The sequence below is a fragment of the Streptomyces sp. NPDC059785 genome, assembly GCF_042732375.1.
Taxonomy (GTDB): Bacteria; Actinomycetota; Actinomycetes; order Streptomycetales; family Streptomycetaceae; genus Streptomyces.
This window is the reverse complement of the sequence record NZ_JBHWHV010000031.1, coordinates 34316-51583: the sequence shown is the minus strand read 5'-3', so window position 1 is coordinate 51583 and position 17268 is coordinate 34316. Positions and strand designations below refer to the sequence as shown.

At 72.9% G+C, this 17268-nt stretch carries 17 protein-coding genes and 1 pseudogene; 10 read left to right on the top strand and 8 right to left on the bottom strand.

Annotated features, from left to right (window positions below):
* Nucleotides 1–134 precede the first annotated feature (134 nt).
* The 5 genes from ACFV6E_RS23360 to ACFV6E_RS23340 all read left to right on the top strand — a co-directional run bounded on the left by ACFV6E_RS23360 (nucleotide 135) and on the right by ACFV6E_RS23340 (nucleotide 3023).
* Entirely contained in the window at nucleotides 135–551 is a 417-nt protein-coding gene (locus ACFV6E_RS23360; RefSeq protein ID WP_385464296.1) for a VOC family protein, read from the top strand.
* 91 nt (nucleotides 552–642) lie between these two features.
* A complete protein-coding gene (locus tag ACFV6E_RS23355; RefSeq protein WP_385162345.1) occupies nucleotides 643–1050 on the top strand; it encodes a hypothetical protein in 408 nt (135 codons plus the stop codon).
* A 3-nt stretch (nucleotides 1051–1053) separates the two neighbouring features.
* A complete protein-coding gene (locus ACFV6E_RS23350; protein ID WP_385464293.1) occupies nucleotides 1054–1572 on the top strand; it encodes a thiol-disulfide oxidoreductase DCC family protein in 519 nt (172 codons plus the stop codon).
* Between the two features lie 10 nt (nucleotides 1573–1582).
* Nucleotides 1583–2320: a TetR/AcrR family transcriptional regulator gene (locus ACFV6E_RS23345; protein WP_385162342.1), complete on the top strand. Its 738-nt coding sequence runs from the start codon at nucleotides 1583–1585 to the stop codon at nucleotides 2318–2320.
* A gap of 91 nt (nucleotides 2321–2411) precedes the next feature.
* Entirely contained in the window at nucleotides 2412–3023 is a 612-nt protein-coding gene (locus ACFV6E_RS23340) for a Uma2 family endonuclease (protein WP_385464290.1), read from the top strand.
* On the opposite strand, the gene ACFV6E_RS23335 is transcribed toward ACFV6E_RS23340, so the two are convergent.
* On the bottom strand, nucleotides 2995–5439 hold the full coding sequence (locus tag ACFV6E_RS23335; protein WP_385162431.1) for an MMPL family transporter: 2445 nt from the start codon (nucleotides 5437–5439) through the stop codon (nucleotides 2995–2997). The two genes, ACFV6E_RS23340 and ACFV6E_RS23335, sit on opposite strands and share 29 nt — an antisense overlap.
* Before the next feature lie 158 nt (nucleotides 5440–5597).
* On the opposite strand from ACFV6E_RS23335, the gene ACFV6E_RS23330 reads away from it, so the two are divergent.
* Together ACFV6E_RS23330 and ACFV6E_RS23325 are read left to right on the top strand one after the other, a co-directional pair.
* Nucleotides 5598–6314, top strand: coding sequence for a response regulator transcription factor (locus ACFV6E_RS23330; protein WP_385162339.1), 717 nt, complete (start codon nucleotides 5598–5600; stop codon nucleotides 6312–6314).
* 20 nt (nucleotides 6315–6334) lie between these two features.
* Nucleotides 6335–7825 (top strand): ATP-binding protein, encoded by a 1491-nt coding sequence (locus tag ACFV6E_RS23325; RefSeq protein WP_385464372.1) that lies wholly within the window; start codon nucleotides 6335–6337, stop codon nucleotides 7823–7825.
* A 206-nt stretch (nucleotides 7826–8031) separates the two neighbouring features.
* Here ACFV6E_RS23325 and ACFV6E_RS23320 read toward each other — a convergent pair.
* From ACFV6E_RS23320 to ACFV6E_RS23310, 3 genes and pseudogenes are all read right to left on the bottom strand, one after another.
* A pseudogene (locus ACFV6E_RS23320) lies at nucleotides 8032–8427 on the bottom strand (ATP-binding protein); the annotation flags it as partial.
* Between the two features lie 292 nt (nucleotides 8428–8719).
* Nucleotides 8720–10327 carry a metallophosphoesterase gene (locus tag ACFV6E_RS23315; protein ID WP_385464287.1) on the bottom strand — a complete coding sequence of 536 codons (1608 nt, stop codon included), beginning with the start codon at nucleotides 10325–10327 and terminating at the stop codon, nucleotides 8720–8722.
* A 48-nt stretch (nucleotides 10328–10375) separates the two neighbouring features.
* Nucleotides 10376–10618: an SCO4848 family membrane protein gene (locus ACFV6E_RS23310; protein ID WP_385162335.1), complete on the bottom strand. Its 243-nt coding sequence runs from the start codon at nucleotides 10616–10618 to the stop codon at nucleotides 10376–10378.
* Between the two features lie 91 nt (nucleotides 10619–10709).
* Between ACFV6E_RS23310 and ACFV6E_RS23305 the strand changes: the two genes are divergently transcribed.
* Nucleotides 10710–12008 carry a D-alanyl-D-alanine carboxypeptidase family protein gene (locus tag ACFV6E_RS23305; protein WP_385464284.1) on the top strand — a complete coding sequence of 433 codons (1299 nt, stop codon included), beginning with the start codon at nucleotides 10710–10712 and terminating at the stop codon, nucleotides 12006–12008.
* On the opposite strand, the gene ACFV6E_RS23300 is transcribed toward ACFV6E_RS23305, so the two are convergent.
* The 4 genes from ACFV6E_RS23300 to ACFV6E_RS23285 are packed head-to-tail and all read right to left on the bottom strand — an operon-like array spanning nucleotide 11953 to nucleotide 14778.
* Entirely contained in the window at nucleotides 11953–12870 is a 918-nt protein-coding gene (locus ACFV6E_RS23300; protein ID WP_385162332.1) for a YihY/virulence factor BrkB family protein, read from the bottom strand. The genes ACFV6E_RS23305 and ACFV6E_RS23300 overlap by 56 nt on opposite strands.
* Nucleotides 12858–13304, bottom strand: coding sequence for a GtrA family protein (locus ACFV6E_RS23295; protein ID WP_385464282.1), 447 nt, complete (start codon nucleotides 13302–13304; stop codon nucleotides 12858–12860). The genes ACFV6E_RS23300 and ACFV6E_RS23295 overlap by 13 nt, the downstream gene beginning before the upstream one ends.
* Nucleotides 13301–14278, bottom strand: coding sequence for a decaprenyl-phosphate phosphoribosyltransferase (locus tag ACFV6E_RS23290; protein ID WP_385162328.1), 978 nt, complete (start codon nucleotides 14276–14278; stop codon nucleotides 13301–13303). Before ACFV6E_RS23290 ends, ACFV6E_RS23295 begins: the two co-directional genes overlap by 4 nt.
* Nucleotides 14275–14778 (bottom strand): phosphatase PAP2 family protein, encoded by a 504-nt coding sequence (locus tag ACFV6E_RS23285; RefSeq protein ID WP_385464279.1) that lies wholly within the window; start codon nucleotides 14776–14778, stop codon nucleotides 14275–14277. Before ACFV6E_RS23285 ends, ACFV6E_RS23290 begins: the two co-directional genes overlap by 4 nt.
* A gap of 142 nt (nucleotides 14779–14920) precedes the next feature.
* Here ACFV6E_RS23285 and ACFV6E_RS23280 point away from each other — a divergent pair, with 142 nt between their 5' ends.
* Both ACFV6E_RS23280 and ACFV6E_RS23275 read left to right on the top strand, forming a co-directional pair.
* Nucleotides 14921–16378 (top strand): FAD-binding protein, encoded by a 1458-nt coding sequence (locus ACFV6E_RS23280; protein WP_385162324.1) that lies wholly within the window; start codon nucleotides 14921–14923, stop codon nucleotides 16376–16378.
* Between the two features lie 33 nt (nucleotides 16379–16411).
* A complete protein-coding gene (locus ACFV6E_RS23275; protein WP_385162322.1) occupies nucleotides 16412–17167 on the top strand; it encodes a decaprenylphospho-beta-D-erythro-pentofuranosid-2-ulose 2-reductase in 756 nt (251 codons plus the stop codon).
* Nucleotides 17168–17268 lie beyond the last annotated feature (101 nt).

Here is a 17268-nt window from a genome sequence, read left to right as displayed (position 1 = left end):
AGTAGAGGCAGGGTCTGACAATCGGTCAGCGGCGGTGCGTCGCCTCATCGGTCACCGGCCGGTGCCTCGCCTCATCGGGTGACCCGCACGGTCAGCCCCCGCCCGGTCCGCGGCCACGTACCTAACCTGATGACATGTCAGACGAAGAGTCGTACGAACTGCTCGGTTTCGACAACGTACTGCTGCCGGTCGGTGATCTCGGCGAGGCCGTCGCCTTCTACGAGCGGGCCGGGTTCCCGGTCGTCTTCCGGCTCGACGAGGCCGGGATCGCGCTGCTGAGGGTGGGCAAGGAGACCCCCGGGTTGCTGCTCCAGCTCGACGGGGAGCTGGGGCGCCGGACGCCGCCGTGGGCGTCGCCCCGGGTGTGGCTGGAGGTGCGGGACGCGCGCGCGGCGGCCGACGCGCTGGCCACCGCGGGTGTCGCGACGCTGGACGCGCCCTTCCCCGTGGCCACCGGCTGGACGGTCGAGCTGGCCGACCCGTGGGGCAACGTCATCGGCCTCACCGACTACGGCAAGCGGCCCGAGCTCGGCCGCGCACCCCAGGCGTAAAGCCGCCCAGACCTCGACTTGAACATGTTCAAAAGCAGGTCTATGTTTCTTCCCGACAGCGTTTTGAACGCGTTCAAGAAGGGGTGGGGACATGGACCTCACGGTCGTCGCATACATCGTCTACCTGCTGATCAGCATCGCGCTGACGGTCTGGGTGGCCCGGACGCTCAGCCGCAACGGGCGGATCTTCCTCTCCGACGTGCTGCACGGGAACGAGAAGCTGGCCGACGCGGTCAACCACCTGCTGGTGGTCGGCTTCTACCTGGTGAACCTGGGCTTCGTCGCGCTGTACCTGAACCAGGACGGCGACATCACCGACGCCCGCGGGGTCTTCGAGTCCCTGTCGACCAAGCTCGGCGTGGTGCTGCTGGTGCTCGGGGTCATGCACCTGGGGAACGTCTTCGTCCTCAACAGGATCCGGCGCCGGGGCGTCATGGAGCGGGAGCAGCTTCCGCCCGTGGCCCCGCAGGGCTGGGTCGCGCCGACGCCGGGCGCGTGAGCCATGACCACGACGGCAGCCGCCGGACCGGACCGGGACGCCGCGCGCGTCCCCGTCCGCGGGCTCACGGTCCTGTACGACGCGGAGTGCTCGCTCTGTGTCTTCGTGCGCGACTGGCTGGCGAAGCAGCCCAAGCTGGTGCCGCTCCGGTTCGTGCCGGCCGGGTCCGACGAGGCCCGGCACCGCTTCCCAGGGCTCGACCACCGGGTCACCCGGGAGGAGATCACGGTCGTCGGGGACGGCGGGCAGGTCTACCGCTCCTCCGCCGCGTTCGTCGTGTGCCTGTGGTCGCTGCGCAGGTACCGGCGGCTCGCCCACCGGCTCAGCACCCCGGCGGGCGCGCACCTCGCCAGGGCCGCGGTACTGGGCGCGTCCAAGTGGCGGGAGTCCCGGCAGGCGGCCGATCCCGGCTGGGGCGGGCGCGCCTACCGCGGCGGGGACGGCTGGACGTACGACCCGCAGGGCGGCTGGTCCTACAGTCCGCCGCCCGCCTGTGCCGACGGCTCCTGCGCCACTGGTTAGGCTCACTCCCGTGCCAGCAGCGAACGAGAGCCCCGGCCCCGCCAAGAGCGAGCAGACCCGCGCCCTGATCCTGGAGACGGCCCTGCGGCTGTTCCAGGAGCGGGGCTACGACAAGACGACGATGCGGGCCATCGCCAAGGAGGCCGGGGTCTCCGTCGGCAACGCGTACTACTACTTCGCCGGCAAGGAGCACCTGATCCAGGGCTTCTACGACCGGATCGGCGAGGAGCACCAGCGGGCGGTGCGGCCGGTCCTGGAGGGCGAGAAGGACCTGGAGGCGCGGATCGCCGGGGTGCTGAAGGCGTGGCTCGACGTCGCGGAGCCGTACCACGAGTTCGCCGCCCAGTTCTTCAAGAACGCCGCCGACCCCGACAGTCCGCTCAGCCCCTTCTCGCCCGAGTCGGCGGGCCCGCGCGAGGAGGCCATCGCCCTGCACCGCAAGGTGCTCGCCGGGTCGAAGGCGAAGGTGCCGGAGGAGCTGAGGGAGGTTCTGCCGGAGCTGATGTGGCTCTCGCAGATGGGCCTGGTCCTGTACTGGGTCTTCGACCGCACCGAGGGGCGCGAGCGCAGCTACCGCCTCGCCGAGCGCGGCGCCCGGCTGACCACCCGCGGCGTCTCCCTGGCCCGCTTCCGCGTCCTGCGCCCCCTCGTCCACGAGGTGCACGAACTGTTCACGGACTTCCTGCCGGGGATGACACGGATGCTGCCGGACCCGAAGGCCCCGAAGGTCAACGGGCGGGGCAAATGATCACCAACGGGTGAAGCGGCTTCAACGGGACGTTCGGGTCCCGACCCGCCTACGATGATGCTCTCGACAACCAGCCCCCAGGAGGCACGTGATGTCCGCTGCATCCGTCGAGCGACCCCACGCCGACCGTCCGCTGATCGCGGAGGCGAACCGGCTCTGGGACAGCCTCGCCCCGGGCTACCGCGTCGAGATCATCGGAGGCCAGATCCTCGTGACCCCGCCACCGGACGGCCCTCACAGCGAGGCCCTGACCGACCTCATGGTCCCTTTCCTGACCGCTGGGCTCCACGGTGTGGAGTCCAAGGTGGTCCAGGGCATCGGCCTCTGGCTCCCCACCGGCACCGAGGACTACGCGATCCCCGACCTCGCCCTCGTCGACGCGGACTACCGGGACCACTACGTCGAGAACAACTGCTACGACCCCGTCTGCTTCCGGCTGGTCCTGGAGGTCACCTCCAGCAACTACCGGACCGACTTGCGCGACAAGGTGAAGGCGTACGCCGCCGCCAAGATCCCGGTCTACCTGATCGTCGACCGCAGGCACCAGCGCCTGCACGTGCTGACCGGTCCCGCCGGGGACGAGTACGAGAACCACCGCCCGTACTCCCCCGGCGAGACGGTCACCCTGCCCAAGGACGTCGGCGCCGAGGTCACCCTCGACGTCGACGCCATCCTCAAGGCCGGTCGCCGGACGACTGACTGACCGCGTCGGCCTCGCCCTCGGGCAGATCCTCCGCCAGCTCCACGTCGAGTACCAGTGGTTCCTCCTCCACCGTCACCTGCCGCGCGCGGGAACCGTGTCCGGGGGCCGTCGCCGACAGCAGGTACGCGCCCGGGGACGGGACCGAGACGATGTAGGAGCCGTCGGCCAGGGACGTCACCCGGTCCAGTTGCCGGCCCCCCTTCGACAGCAGGGTCACCGCCGCGTCGGCCACCGGGCCGCCCTCCGTCGTGCGGACGAAACCGTGGACGACGCTCGCGCCGCCGGACGGTGCCGGCTCGGGGCCCGGCTCCGGTTCCTCGCGCGGCTCCACCGCCAGATGCGGCAGCCGCTTCTCCAGACCCGCGGGGAGCCACCAGTTGGAGCGGCCGAGCAGGTGCATCGCCGCCGGCACCAGCGCCGTACGCAGGATGAAGGCGTCGAGCGCGACCGCCGCCGCGAGGCCGATGCCCGCCATGGCGCCCTCGGTGTCGCCGCTGAGCACGAACGCGGAGAACACGCAGATCATGATGAGGGCGGCGCAGTTGATGACCCGGCTGGTCTCGGCGAGGCCGACGCGGACGGCGCGGGCGTTGTCCCTGGTGTGCACCCACTCCTCGTGCATCCGGCTGACCAGGAACACCTGGTAGTCCATGGACAGGCCGAAGAGGAGCGAGAGCATGATCACCGGGAGGAAGGCGGTGATCGGACCCTCCTTGCCGAAGCCGAGCGCCTCCGCGCCCCAGCCCCACTGGAAGACCGCGACGAGGACGCCGAACGACGCCGCCGCCGCGATCAGGTTCATCAGGGCCGCCGTCAGCGGCACGACGAGCGAGCGGAACGCGACGAGCAGCAGCAGGAAGCCGAGCCCGATGATCGCGGCGACGAAGTACGGCAGCCGGTCGCCGGTCACGGACGCGAAGTCCTTGAAGACGGCGGTCACCCCGCCGACGTGCGCCTCGACGCCCGCCTCGGGGATCACGTCGTCGCGCAGCCGGTCGATCAGCCGGTCCGTCTCCACGGACTGCGGCGAGGTCTCCGGTACGACCTGGATGACCGTGATGCCCTGCGCGGGCGGCGCCGCGGCGACCTGGGCCACGCCGTCGGCGGCCTCGATCCGGGACACCAGACCGGCCGCGTCACCGCGCTCGACCACGACCTGGAGCGGGCCGTTGAAGCCGGGCCCGAAGCCCTCGGCCAGCAGGTCGTACGCCTGCCGGGTGGTGGTCGACTCGGGCTGGTTGCCCTGGTCGCTGGTGCCCAGGCGCAGCGAGAGGACCGGGACCGCGAGGGCGGCCATCACCACCACGGCGACCAGCGCCGTCGAGCGCGGACGCCGCTGCACGTACGCCGACCAGCGCGCCGCGAGACCGCTCGGCTCCGCCGTCTCCGGGCCCCGCGCGGCGAGCCGGCGGCGCTGGCGGCGGCTGAGCACCCGCGTGCCGAGCAGCCCCAGCAGGGCGGGCAGCAGCGTGATCGCGGCCAGGACGCTCAGGACCACCGTCAGCGAGGTCGCGATCACCACACCGTCCAGGAACCGCATGTTCATCACCAGCATGCCCGCGAGGGCGATGCACACCGTGCCGCCCGCGAACAGCACCGCGCGGCCCGAGGTGTTCAGGGCGGTGACCGCCGACTCCTCCGGTGCGGCGCCGCGCAGGATGGAGCGCCGGTGCCGGGTGACGATGAACAGCGCGTAGTCGATGCCGACGCCCAGGCCGATCAGCGAGCCGAGCAGCGGCGCCACTTCGGGCACGTCCGTGACGTGGCTGAGCAGCGTCGTGGACATCAGGCCCGTACCGACGCCCGCGACGGCCACGACGATCGGCAGGACCATCGCGAAGAGCGAGCCGAAGGCGAGGAAGAGGACCACGGCGGCGGCCGCGATGCCGACGGTCTCGGCCATACCGGTGGGCGGCTCCTGGATCCGGGTGACCGCCTGCCCGCCCAGCTCGACCTGGAGGTCGCCCGTCTCCGCGTCCTTCGCGCGGTCGACGACGTCCTGCACCAGTTCCTTGGGTACGGCGTTGGCCTGTTCCTCGAAGGTGATCCGGGCGTAGGCGACGGTGCCGTCCCGGCTGATCTGTGCCGCCCCCGCGGCCCCCGAGTACGGGCCCGCGACCTCGCCGACCCCCTTCATCCGCCCGATCTCCGCGAGGGCGGGCTCGATCCGCTCCCGTACCGAGGCGTCCCGCACCGAGCCGCCGTCGGCCTTCCAGACCACCGTGTCGGTGTCCCCGGAACTCTGCGGGAACGCCTTCTCCATCAGGTCGTACGCGCGCTTGGAGTCCGTGTCCGGCAGGGAGAAGACGTTCGCGTAATCGGTCCCCGCGGCGGAGCCCGCCGCGCCGAGCCCGAACAGGGCCCCCACCCACAGCAACAGGACCACCAGCCGGTGCCGGTAGCACCACCGTGCCAATGTCGTCACGCTCTACGCTCCTTCATCGGGTCCCCCAGGTCCTGAGTCCTCAGAATCCCGGCGGGCCCTCGCGGGGGGCCACGACGCGTGCATGACTCTCAAGGAACTCCAAAGCGCAGGCGGCCCCTCGCGGCGGCGTGGTTGCCGATACTGGGTCCATGACCGGTCACGAGGTGACACCCGCCCCGGGCCACGAGGGGGCCACCGTGCTCGTCGTCGAGGACGAGCCGAGCATCGCGGACGTCCTGGCCATCGCGCTGCGCTACCACCGGTTCGCGGTGATGACCGCGGGCACCGTCCGCGAGGCGCTCGCGCTCGCCGAGCGCACCCGGCCCGACGCGGCGCTGCTCGACGTCATGCTGCCGGACGGCGACGGCCGCGCCCTCGGCCGCGAACTGCGCGCCCGGCAGCCCGATCTGGCGCTCGTCTTCGTCACCGCGCGGGACGCGCCCGGCGAGATCGTCGGCGCGCTCGGCTTCGGCGACGACTACATCACCAAGCCGTTCAACATCGACGAGGTGATCGCCCGGATCACCGCCGTCCTGCGCCGCACCCGCCCCGCCGACGTCCTGCCCGAGCGCCCGCCGCTGCGCTACGGCGACCTGGAGCTGGACGAGACGACGTACTGCGTGCGCCGCGCGGGCCGCACGGTCGAGCTCACCCCCACCGAGTACGCGCTGCTGCGCTTCCTGGTGCGCAACGGGGGCCGGATCGTGCCCAAGGACCAACTCCTGCGCCACGTCTGGCAGTACGAGCACGCCCCGGCCGAGTCGACGGTCGTCGAGACGTACGTCAGCTATCTGCGGCGCAAGTTGGACACCCTCGGGGCACCCGTGATCACCACCCGGCGGGGCGTCGGATACGGGCTCGCGTGAAGGTGCCGACACGCGTGAAGATGCCGGCTCGCGTGAAGGCGCGGACACGGTGGGGCGGCGGCACCGGGCGCCGGCGCGGGGTCCACTCGCTGCGCGGCAAGCTGACACTGGCCAACGTGGGGCTGCTGGCGCTCGGCATCGTCGTCGCCACCGCCGTGAGCCTGATGGCGATGCGGCACTACCTGCTGGACCAGGTCGACACCGAGCTGGTCCAGATGCGGGACTCGCTGGGCAGCTCGCGGCTCACGGTGCGGCAGATCGACTCGCTCAGCGCGCTCGCGGTGGTCCGCGACCGGTTCGTGGCACCCGCGCAGCAGGAGTCGCCGAACCAGGACACCATCTTCACGGTCGTCGACCGCACGGGCGAGGCCGTCACCGTCGGCGGCTTCCCGCCGACCGAGGGCCAGCGGGCGCTGGCCGCCGCGGTCGCCGAGCCGTCCGGCCTCACGGGCGCCGATCCGCACGGCGTCACCGTGCGGGGCACGCCCTACCGGGTCACCGGCGCCCGGCTCGCCGACGGCTCGTACGTGCTGCTCGCCACCTCGACCGACGGACTGCACAAGGGCATCGCCAAGGCGCTGAAGCTCGACCTGGCCGTCGGCACGCTGCTGCTCGCCGGGCTCGCCTGGCTGACCATGATGAACGTGCGGCGGCGGATGCGGCCACTGGAGGACATGGTGGAGACCTCCTCCGCCATAGCCGAGGGCGATCTGACCCGCCGGGTGCCGTCGACACGCGATCCCACCGACGAGGTCGAGCAGCTGCGGATCGCCCTCAACTCCATGCTCCACCAGGTCGAGTCGGCCTACCGGACCCGGGAGCGCAGCGCCGCCCAGCTCCGCCGTTTCGTCGGCGACGCCTCGCACGAGCTGCGCACCCCGCTCTCGGCGATCCGCGGCTACCTCCAGCTCTACGACCAGGGGATGCTGCACGACCCGGACGAACGGCTGCGGGCCTGGCGGCGGATGAACGCGGAGGTCGACCGCATGGGCCGGCTGGTCGACGAACTGCTCACCCTGGCCCGACTGGACCAGCAGCCCCGACTGCGCTTCCGCAACGTCGACCTGAGCGCCCTGGTGCGGGACGCCGCCGCGGATCTGCGGGCCCAGCAGCCGGACCGGCCGGTCGCCGTGACCGCCGCGGGCGCCCTCCTGGTGCACGCCGACGAGTCGGGGCTGCGGCAGGTGCTCGGCAATCTGGTGGGCAACGTGCGCGTCCACACCCCCGCCGACGTGCCCGTACGGCTCGGCCTCGAACGGGCGGACCAGGCCGTGCGCCTGTGGGTCGCCGACAAGGGGCCCGGCCTGGACGAGGAGGACGCGGCCCGGGTCTTCGACCGCTTCTTCCGCGCGGGCGGCGGCGCGGGCAGCGGGCTCGGCATGGCCATCGTGCAGGGCGTGGTGACGGCCCACGGCGGCGAGGTGGCGGTGCGCACGGCCCCGGGCGAGGGCCTGACGGTGACGGTGACGCTGCCGGTACGGGGGGCCGGGGCGTGCGGCGGCCGGGCGTGAAGATGCACTGGGGTGAGCGGCGGACTGTGCGGCGGGGCGTGCGGTGGCCGGGTGCGAAGGCGCGCTGGGGCGTGCGGTGGCCGGGTGCGGTGGGGCGCCGGTGTTCACCCGCCGCTCTCGGGGTGCCGGCGGCCGTCCTCCGGGTCGTCCGGTTTCAGCGCCGGTTCGGGGTCGTCGTCCGGTTTCGGGACCGGGCCGTTCCAGTCCGGTGCGGGGACCAGCGCCCACACCGTCTTGCCGAACCGTCCCCGGCTCCACACCCCCCAGGCCGCGGCGGTGTCCTCGACGATGCGCAGCCCGCGGCCCGACTCGTCGTACTCGCCGACCGCGCGCACCCGAGGCTCGGCGAGCCCTTCGTCGGAGACCTCGATGAAGCAGGAGCCGTCGGCGAGCGCCGTCACGGCGACTTCGAATTCCCGCTCCAGGAGCGGCCCGTGCCGTACGACGTTGGTGGTGAGCTCGGAGACGAGGAGTACGACGTCGTCCAGCGCCGGATCGTCGTCGCCGTGCCCCCAGTTGGCGAGGTGGTCCCGCACCCGGCGCCGGGCCAGTCCGACGGAGGCCGGATGGCGGGGCAGCCGGAAGGAGTCACGCCGCACCACGAGCCCTCCCCTCCTCACCCTCGGTCACAGCTCCGACACATGATGCTGCGTCGGGTTCCGGTGCCGTGTCACCTGCGCCGGTTCTGACCCCGTGGGATCACGTCAGCTGTCATAATCCGCCGGGCCCCGTCAGGTGTCATATCCCGCCGGGAAGCCGGGAGCCCACGGGCGGGTGGCACGGGCCGGGGGTGACGCGGCGGTCCCGGCATACGGCCCCCGGCCCCGCCCTACCCGGCCGTACCCCCGGCACCAACTGTCCGGATTCCAGCGGACGGGTATATGCCGGCGGCTTTCAGGCGCGCTTCGACGCCAGTTCCACGACCGTGATGTCGGAGGGCGCGCCCACCCGGACCGGCGGGCCCCAGGCGCCCGCGCCGCGGGAGACGTAGAGCTGGGTGTCGCCGTACCTTTCGAGTCCGGCGACGGTGGGGTTGGCGAGCTCGGCGAGGTAGTTGCCGGGCCAGAGCTGGCCGCCGTGGGTGTGCCCGGAGAGCTGGAGGTCGACGCCGTGCTTCACGGCCTCGTGGATCTGCACGGGCTGGTGGGCGAGGAGCACGGCCGCGCGGGCCGGGTCCCGGTCGCCGAGCGCCCTGCCGAAGTCGGGGCCCTGGCCCTCGTCCTCGCCCGCGACGTCGTTGACACCCGCGAGCTCAAAGCCGGGCAGCTCGGTGCGGGCGTTCTCCAGCGGGTGCAGGCCGAGCGCGCGCACCTCCTCGACCCATTGTTCGGCGCCGGAGAAGTACTCGTGGTTGCCGGTGACGAAGTAGGCGCCGTGGCGTGCGGTCAGGCGGGCCAGCGGCGCGGCGGCGGGCCCGAGGTTCTTGACGCTGCCGTCGACCAGGTCGCCGACGACCGCGATGAGGTCGGGCTGCGTGGCGTTGATCGTGTCGACGACCCGCTCGCAGAAGCCGCGGCCGAGTACGGGGCCGAGGTGGATGTCGCTGACGACGGCGATCCGGAAGCCGTGCGCGGCGCGCGGCAGCTTGGCCAGCGGCACGGTCACCCGCTTGACGGCGGGCCCGCGCAGCACGCCGTGGGCGCCGTACCCGACGGTCCCGGCGGCGACGGCCGCGGCGGCCCCGCCGACGACCCGGGAGACGAAGAGCCGCCGGGAGGGCGCGGACTGCTCCGGAGAGCCGACCGACACGGACCCCGCCGGCTCCCGGCCGGACGCGGGCTCGGCCGACACCCTGCCGGACGCGGGCTCGGCCGACACCGGGCCGGACCCGGGCTCGGTCCGCTCCCCGCCGGACCCGGACTCGGTCCGCTCCCCGCCGGACGCAGACTCGGTCCGCTCCCGGCCGGACGCGGGCTCGGCCGACACCGCGCCGGACCCGGACTCGGTCCGCTCCGGGCCGGACGCGGGCTCGGCCGACACCCTGCCGGACCCTGACTCGGATTTCGCCGACGCCGTGCCGGGCGCGGCCCCCGCCCGCTCGGCCTTCTCCGCCTGCCCAGCCCGCTCAGCCTGCCCCGCCCGCTCGGCCTTCTCCGCCTGCCCAGCCCGCTCAGCCCGCCCCGCCCGCTCCGCCGGTACGAGTGCCCGTTCCGGTGTGGTCGCCGGGTCCTCGGCGGGGGTCCGGCGGTCCAGCGCGCGGCGCAGCAGCGGGCGCACGGCCTCTCCCACCACCAGTGCGAGGGTCAGGTAGATCAGCAGCGCCATCCACAGAAAGCCGGGCCAGGCCAGGATGCGCTGGAGGAGGAAGGGCGCGCCGGTCCGCTCGGCCGCGACCGCGGCGAACATCAGCACCGGGCCCGCGATCAGCACGCCCGTGCCGATCCGGCGGGCGGGGCCGGGCCCGCGGGTGGTGTCGCGGACCAGCCGGCGCCACAGGTACCAGTGCAGCGCCGCGAACGCGGCCAGTACGACCACGCCGATCAGCACGAAGACGATGACCATGGCGCCGTGCGCCCCCCGTTCCGGAAGTTCCGTTCTGACGACGTCTCGTTATGACGTACGGCGCAACGCGCGCACGCCGCGCAACCCGATGACCCCGACGATCGTCCCCAGAACAAAGGACACGACGGCGAGCAGCAGATGGACCCAGAAGTACGCGGTGGGATCACCGGCGTCGTCGAAGGCGAGCCCGCTGCCGTCCTTGATCAGGTTTTTGACGAAAGTGACCCAGATGATCCAGCTCCACACCCCGAAGGCGAGCAGGAACCAGGAGACGGGGCGGCTGAGCTTCATGCCCTCAGTATCGCCGCCGCCGCACGGGGCCCGCGGCCGGGGTGGGGAGGGGGGCGCGACTTCCCGCTCCGCGCCCTGTACTTTCTCGATCGTGCCCGCTTCACATAAGGCCGCCAGGCGTCGCCTGCCGGTCGCTTCCGCTGCCCTGTTGTCGCTGTCGCTGTCCGCCTCCCTGTCCCTCTCGCTCACGGCGCCCGCCTACGCGGACGGCAGCCCGAAGGCGACCCCGTCGGACGCGCCCCCGGCGAAGATGTCGAGCGTGGGCGGCAGCCGGCTCGGCGAGTCCGGGACCCAGGTGAACCTCGGGGACGGCGTCCCGGTGCTGCCCAAGGACGTGACCGCGCGCTCCTGGATCGTCGCCGACGCCGAGAGCGGTGACGTCCTGGCGTCGCACAACGCGCACTGGCGGCTGCCCCCGGCGAGCACCCTGAAGATGCTGTTCGCGGACACGGTGCTGCCGAAGTTCCCCAAGACCGAGAAGCACGAGGTCGCCAGCTCCGACCTGGCGGGCATCGGCGCGGGCTCCAGCCTGGTGGGGATAAAGGAGGGCGAGACGTACACGGTCCACGACCTGTGGCTCGGGGTCTTCCTGCGCTCCGGCAACGACGCCGTGCACGTGCTGTCCGCGATGAACGGCGGCGTCGACAAGACCGTCGCCGACATGCAGGCCCACGCCGACGAGCTGCGGGCCACCGACACCCAGGTGGTCAGCCCGGACGGCTACGACGCCAAGAACCAGGTCTCCTCCGCGTACGACCTGACGCTGTTCGCCAGATCGGGGCTCCAGAAGGCGGACTTCCGCGAGTACTGCTCGACGGTGACCGCGAAGTTCCCCGGCGAGACGAAGAAGAACAAGAAGGGCAGGACCACCCGCGGGACCTACGAGATCCAGAACACCAACCGGCTGCTGGCCGGGGACAGCGACATCACCCCGTACCAGGGCATCGCGGGGGTGAAGAACGGCAACACCACCAACGCGGGCGCCACCTTCACCGGGGTCGCGGAGCGGGACGGCCGGGTGCTGCTCGTCACCGTCATGAACCCCTCGAAGGACGAGCACAACGAGGTCTACAAGGAGACCACCCGGCTCTTCGACTGGGGCTTCAAGGCGGCCGGCAAGGCCGAGCCGGTGGGCGAGCTGGTGGCACCCAAGGGCGTGCAGACCGGTACGGACGGCAGTGCGCGGCCCAGCGCCTCGGCGTCCGGCGCGGCCGGCAAGTCGGCCTCGCCCGTCGCCGCGGCCTCGGCCGGAAAGGGCGGCTCCGACGGGATCGGCACCGCCCTGGCGATCGTCGGCGGTCTCGTCGTGGTGATCGCGGGCGCCGTGTTCCTGGTCAATCGCCGGTGGCCGCTGCCGGATCTGGTGCGTCGCCGGACGACCCGGCCGTGACCTCACCGGGCTCCGGGGCGCTGCCCGTCGCCGTCCACGCGGCGCTGTACAGGACCAGCTTCGAGGTGAAGTTGATCCACAGCAGCAGGGCGACAGGCACCCCGAAGGCGCCGTACATGCTCTTCGATGCGACGCCCTGGATGTAGCCGCTGAGCAGCAGTTTCAACAGTTCGAAGCCGATGGCGCCGAGCAGCGCGGCGACCACGAGCCTGCGCCGGGGCGGTTCGACGCCGGGCAGCAGCGTCAGGACGTACAGCAGCACCAGGAAGTCGGCGAGCACGGCGACGACGAACGCGGCGATGTGCAGCAGGACGCTGCCCACGCCGCCCTCGTCGAGACCCAGTTGCTTCACGATCCAGCCCACCAGCGCCGAGGCGACGGTGGACACGGCGAGGGTGGCGAGGACGGCGCCGCCGAGGCCGACGAGTATCCCGGCGTCCTTGACCTTGGCCAGTACGGGGTTCACGTCCTCGTCGTCCAGCTCCCAGACGGCGCGCAGACAGTCCCGCATCGAGCCGACCCAGCTGACGCCGGTGAACAGCAGCAGCGCACCGGCGATGACACCGACCGTGCCGGCGTTGTCGACCAGACCGCTGATGTCGAGCTGGTCGGAGATGCCGGGGATCTGCTCGGCGATCTTGTCCTGGAGTTCCTTCTGCTGATCGGCGCCGAGTGTCGCCGCCCCGATCGCGGCGGCCAGCGTGAGCAGCGGGAACAGCGCCACGAAACTGATGAACGTCATGGCCGCGGCGAGCGTCGTCCACTTCACCCGGTCCAGGCGTTCGTACGACCGCCAGGCATGTGTCCGCATCCCGCGCGCGACGACCGGGCCGATGCCCGGCAGCTTCTTCAGCCAGTCCATGATCCGTCTCTGCCCTCCCCTCGGAAAACCCATGTCCGTGTACCCCAGAAGCGCAGCACGGTGGCGAGCGCCATGCCGACCACCGCGCCGGACAGAGTGTCCGCGCGCGGCGAGGTGAGGCCGAGGCCGTAGTGGCTGACGGCGAGGCAGAGGAGCTGGACGAGGGCGCCCGCGACGTTCACCGTGAAGAAGGCCGCGTACTGGCGCGGGCCGCGCAGCCGCGTGTGCCGGTAGGTGCCGAACGCGTTGCCCGCGTACGCCACCGAGCAGCCCGCCACGAACGACAGGGCCTTGGCGGTGAGCGGGTCGAGTCCGGCGGGGCCGCGCAGCCAGACGAAGAGGCCGAGGTCGGCGGCGTAGGCGAGGAGACCGGCGGCGGCGAAGCCGAGGACCTCGCGGACGAAGGGGCCCTGCCGCCCGCGGGCGAGGCTCACCAGTGCGCGACCGCGAGGCCGTACATCGCCAGCCAGACCAGGCCGATCAGGGCGAGGGCGCGGTCGTGCAGGACCACGTCCTCGGGTTCGCCCGCCGTGCCCCGGTCGGCGAAGACCGCGTACCGCAGGATCGCCAGGATGAAGGCGACCATCGAGAGCTGGCGCCACGGCAGCAGCCCGGAGTCGGGGCCGCCGCCCTCCTCCAGGGCCCACAGGCAGTAGCCGAGGACGGCGACCCCGGCCGCGAGCTGCCAGACGAACCGCAGGTAGCCGGTGGTGTACTCGGTGAGCAGCGCCCGGGTGGCGCCCGCCTTCCCGGCCAGTTGCACGGCCTCGGAGTAGCGCTTGGCGGCCACCATGAACAGCGCGCCGAAGCCGGTGGTGATCAGGAACCAGCGGGACAGCGGGATGTCCAGGGCGAGTCCGCCGATCATGGCGCGCATCAGGAACCCGGTGGTGACGACGGCGAGATCGACGACGAGGACGTGCTTGAGGCTGACGCAGTACGCCAGTTGCATCCCGAGGTAGGCGGTCAGCAGCGCCGAGGTGAACGGCGAGCAGAGCCAGGCGGCGACGGCCGGGGCGAGGACCGCGAGGATCCCGCCCGCCGTGTAGGCGACCGGGACGGGGACCTGGCCCGCGGCGACAGGGCGGTGGCGCTTGACCGGATGCGCGCGGTCGGCCTCGGCGTCCCGGGCGTCGTTGATCAGGTAGACGGCTGCGGCGCTGGCCGTGAACAGTGCGAAGACGAGCGCGAGTTGACCGAGCGCGTGCCGGGAGAACAGCTCGCCCGCCGCCGCGGGGGCGGCCACCACCAGGACGTTCTTCACCCACTGGCGCGGGCGGGCGGTCCTGAGCAGGCCGAGCGCGAGTCCCGCGGGGCCCCGGCGGACGGGGGCGGCCGCAACGGCCGGGACGCCGCCCGGGGCTTCGGGGAGGGCGGTGCGTTCGGTCGTCGCCGTGCGTTCGGTCATCGCGCCGCCTCCATCCAGCCCGCGCCGAGCCGGGCCGTGAGCGCGCCGAGGGCGGCGCCCGCGGCCACGTCCGAGGGGTAGTGGACGCCGACGACGAGCCGCGAGAGGCACACCGCGGCGGCGAGCGGGAGCACCGCGCGGGCGCCGAGCGCGCCGTAGACGACCGCGGCCGCCGCCGCGGACGCCGCGTGCGAGCTGGGGAAGGAGTGCCGTCCCGCCGTACGGACCAGGGGCGTCACATGCGCGGGACGCGGTCTGCGCACCAGCCGTTTGACGCCCATGCTGGTCAGGTGCGCGGTGCCGGTGAGCGCCGTGCCGCGCAGCCAGGCGGGGCGCCGCCGCCGGTCGATGGCCGCCCCCACGAGCCCCGCCGTGAGCCACACCGCACCGTGTTCCCCGGCGAAGGACAGGGCGCGCGCCGCGGCCGCCACCCGCGGGTCCGTGCCGCACTCGTGCAGGGCCGACAGCAGCCGACGGTCCATGTCGTCAAGGTGGTCCATGTGATGTCACTCTTCTAGGGAACGGCCGTAGAATTACGGCAATCTTGGACGACATCCCATTAATCACCCATTTCGGTGAGGAGCCGTGAGGGGCGGCGGCAAGCGGGCGTTGTGCACCCTTTCCGGCGATACGGTCGCGGGCATGCCTTCCGACACCGCCCCCGTCGGCACCGTTCCGGTCGACACCGCCCCCGGCGCGGACTCAGCCGGCACCGCCCCCGTCACGGACTCAGCCGACACCGTCTCCGTCACGGGGTGGGGCCGCACCGCCCCGACCGCCGCCCGTCTGATCCGCCCGCGCAGCTACGAGGAGGCGGTGGCGGCCGTCGTCACGTGCGGGGAGCGCGGGAGCATCGCCCGCGGGCTCGGCCGGGCGTACGGGGACGCGGCGCAGAACGCGGGCGGCGCCGTGCTCGACATGACCGGGCTCGACCGCGTGCACGTGATCGACGCGACGGCCGCCGCCGAGGACGGCACGGCGGGCGCGACCGTGCTCTGCGACGCCGGGATCAGCCTGCACCGGCTGATGGAGGTCCTGCTGCCGCTGGGCTGGTTCGTGCCGGTCACCCCCGGCACCCGGTACGTGACCGTCGGCGGCGCGATCGGCGCGGACATCCACGGCAAGAACCACCACGTGTCCGGCTCCTTCGCCCGGCACGTCGCCTCCTTCGAACTGCTCACCGCCGACGGCTCGATCCGCACCGTGCGCCCCGGCACCCCGCTCTTCGACGCCACCACCGGCGGCATGGGCCTGACCGGCGTGATCCTCACGGCCGCCGTCCGGCTCCAGCCGGTCGAGACCTCGTGGATGTCGGTGGACACCGAGCGCGCCGAGGACCTCGACGACCTGATGGCCCGCCTGACGGCCACCGACCACCGCTACCGGTACTCGGTCGCCTGGATCGACCTGCTCGCCCGCGGCACCGCCCTGGGCCGCTCGGTGCTGACCCGCGGCGACCACGCCCCGCTGGACGCGCTGCCCGCCCGTACCCGCCGCCGCCCCCTGGACTTCCGGCCCGGCCGGCTGCCCGCCGCACCGTCCTTCGTCCCCGAGGGGCTGCTCGGCCGGACCACCGTCGGCCTGTTCAACGAGGTCTGGTACCGCAGGGCGCCCCGCGCGCGCACCGGCGAACTCCAGCGGATGTCCGCCTTCTTCCACCCGCTCGACGGCGTCCCGCACTGGAACCGCGTCTACGGCCGCGGCGGCTTCGTGCAGTACCAGTTCGTCGTCGGCTACGGGAAGGAGGAGGCGCTGCGCCGGATCGTGCACCGCATCTCCGAGCGCCGCTGCCCGTCCTTCCTCGCCGTCCTGAAGCGGTTCGGGGAGGGCGACCCGGGCTGGCTGTCCTTCCCGCTGCCCGGCTGGACCCTCGCCCTCGACATCCCGGCGAACCTGCCCGGACTCGGCGCCTTCCTCGACGAACTGGACGGGGAGGTGGCCGCCGCCGACGGACGCGTCTACCTCGCCAAGGACGCACGGCTCCGCCCCGAGCTGCTGAGCGGGATGTATCCGCGGCTCGGCGAGTTCCGGGCGCTGCGCGCGGAGCTGGACCCGCGCGGTGTCTTCACCTCGGACCTGTCCCGCCGGCTCGGCCTCTGACACCGGCACCCCCTGATGAGGAGCATGGTTCCCATGAAGGACGCCTTCGGCATCCCCCAGTCCCTGCTGATCCTCGGCGGCACGTCCGACATCGCGCTGGCCACCGCGCGCCGGATGATCGCCCGCCGCACCCGCACCGTGTGGCTCGCCGCCCGCCCCTCGCCCGCCCTTCAGGCGGCGGCGGAACACCTGACCTCGCTCGGCGCCGAGGTGCGCACCGTCGCCTTCGACGCCCTCGACCCGGACTCCCACGAGGAGGCGCTCGGCAAGGTGTTCGCCGAGGGCGACATCGACATGGTGCTGCTCGCCTTCGGCGTCCTGGGCGACCAGGCACGGGACGAGAAGGAGCCCGCCTCGGCGGTGCGGGTCGCCCAGACCAACTACACGGGCGCCGTCTCGGCGGGGCTGGTGAGCGCACGCTCGCTCCAGACCCAGGGCCACGGCTCCCTGGTCGTGCTCTCCTCGGTGGCCGGTGAGCGCGCCCGCCGCTCGAACTTCATCTACGGCTCCAGCAAGGCGGGCCTGGACGCCTTCGCGCAGGGCCTGGGCGACGCGCTGCACGGCACCGGCGTGCACGTCATGGTCGTACGGCCCGGGTTCGTGCGGACGAAGATGACGGCGGGGCTCGACGCGGCGCCGCTCGCGACGACGCCGGAGGCGGTGGCGGAGGCCGTCGAGGCGGGGCTGCGACGGCGCTCGGAGACGGTCTGGGTGCCCGGCGCCCTGCGGCTGGTGATGGCGGCGCTGCGGCACGTACCGCGGGCGCTGTTCCGGCGGCTGCCGGTCTGAGCGCCCGAGGCTTCGGGAGGCGGTCCGGCAGGGCGTGTTGCGAAAGTCCCGTCGTTCGCCCGAAGGGCGGGCCGCGCGGCAGGCGGGACTTTCGCAACACT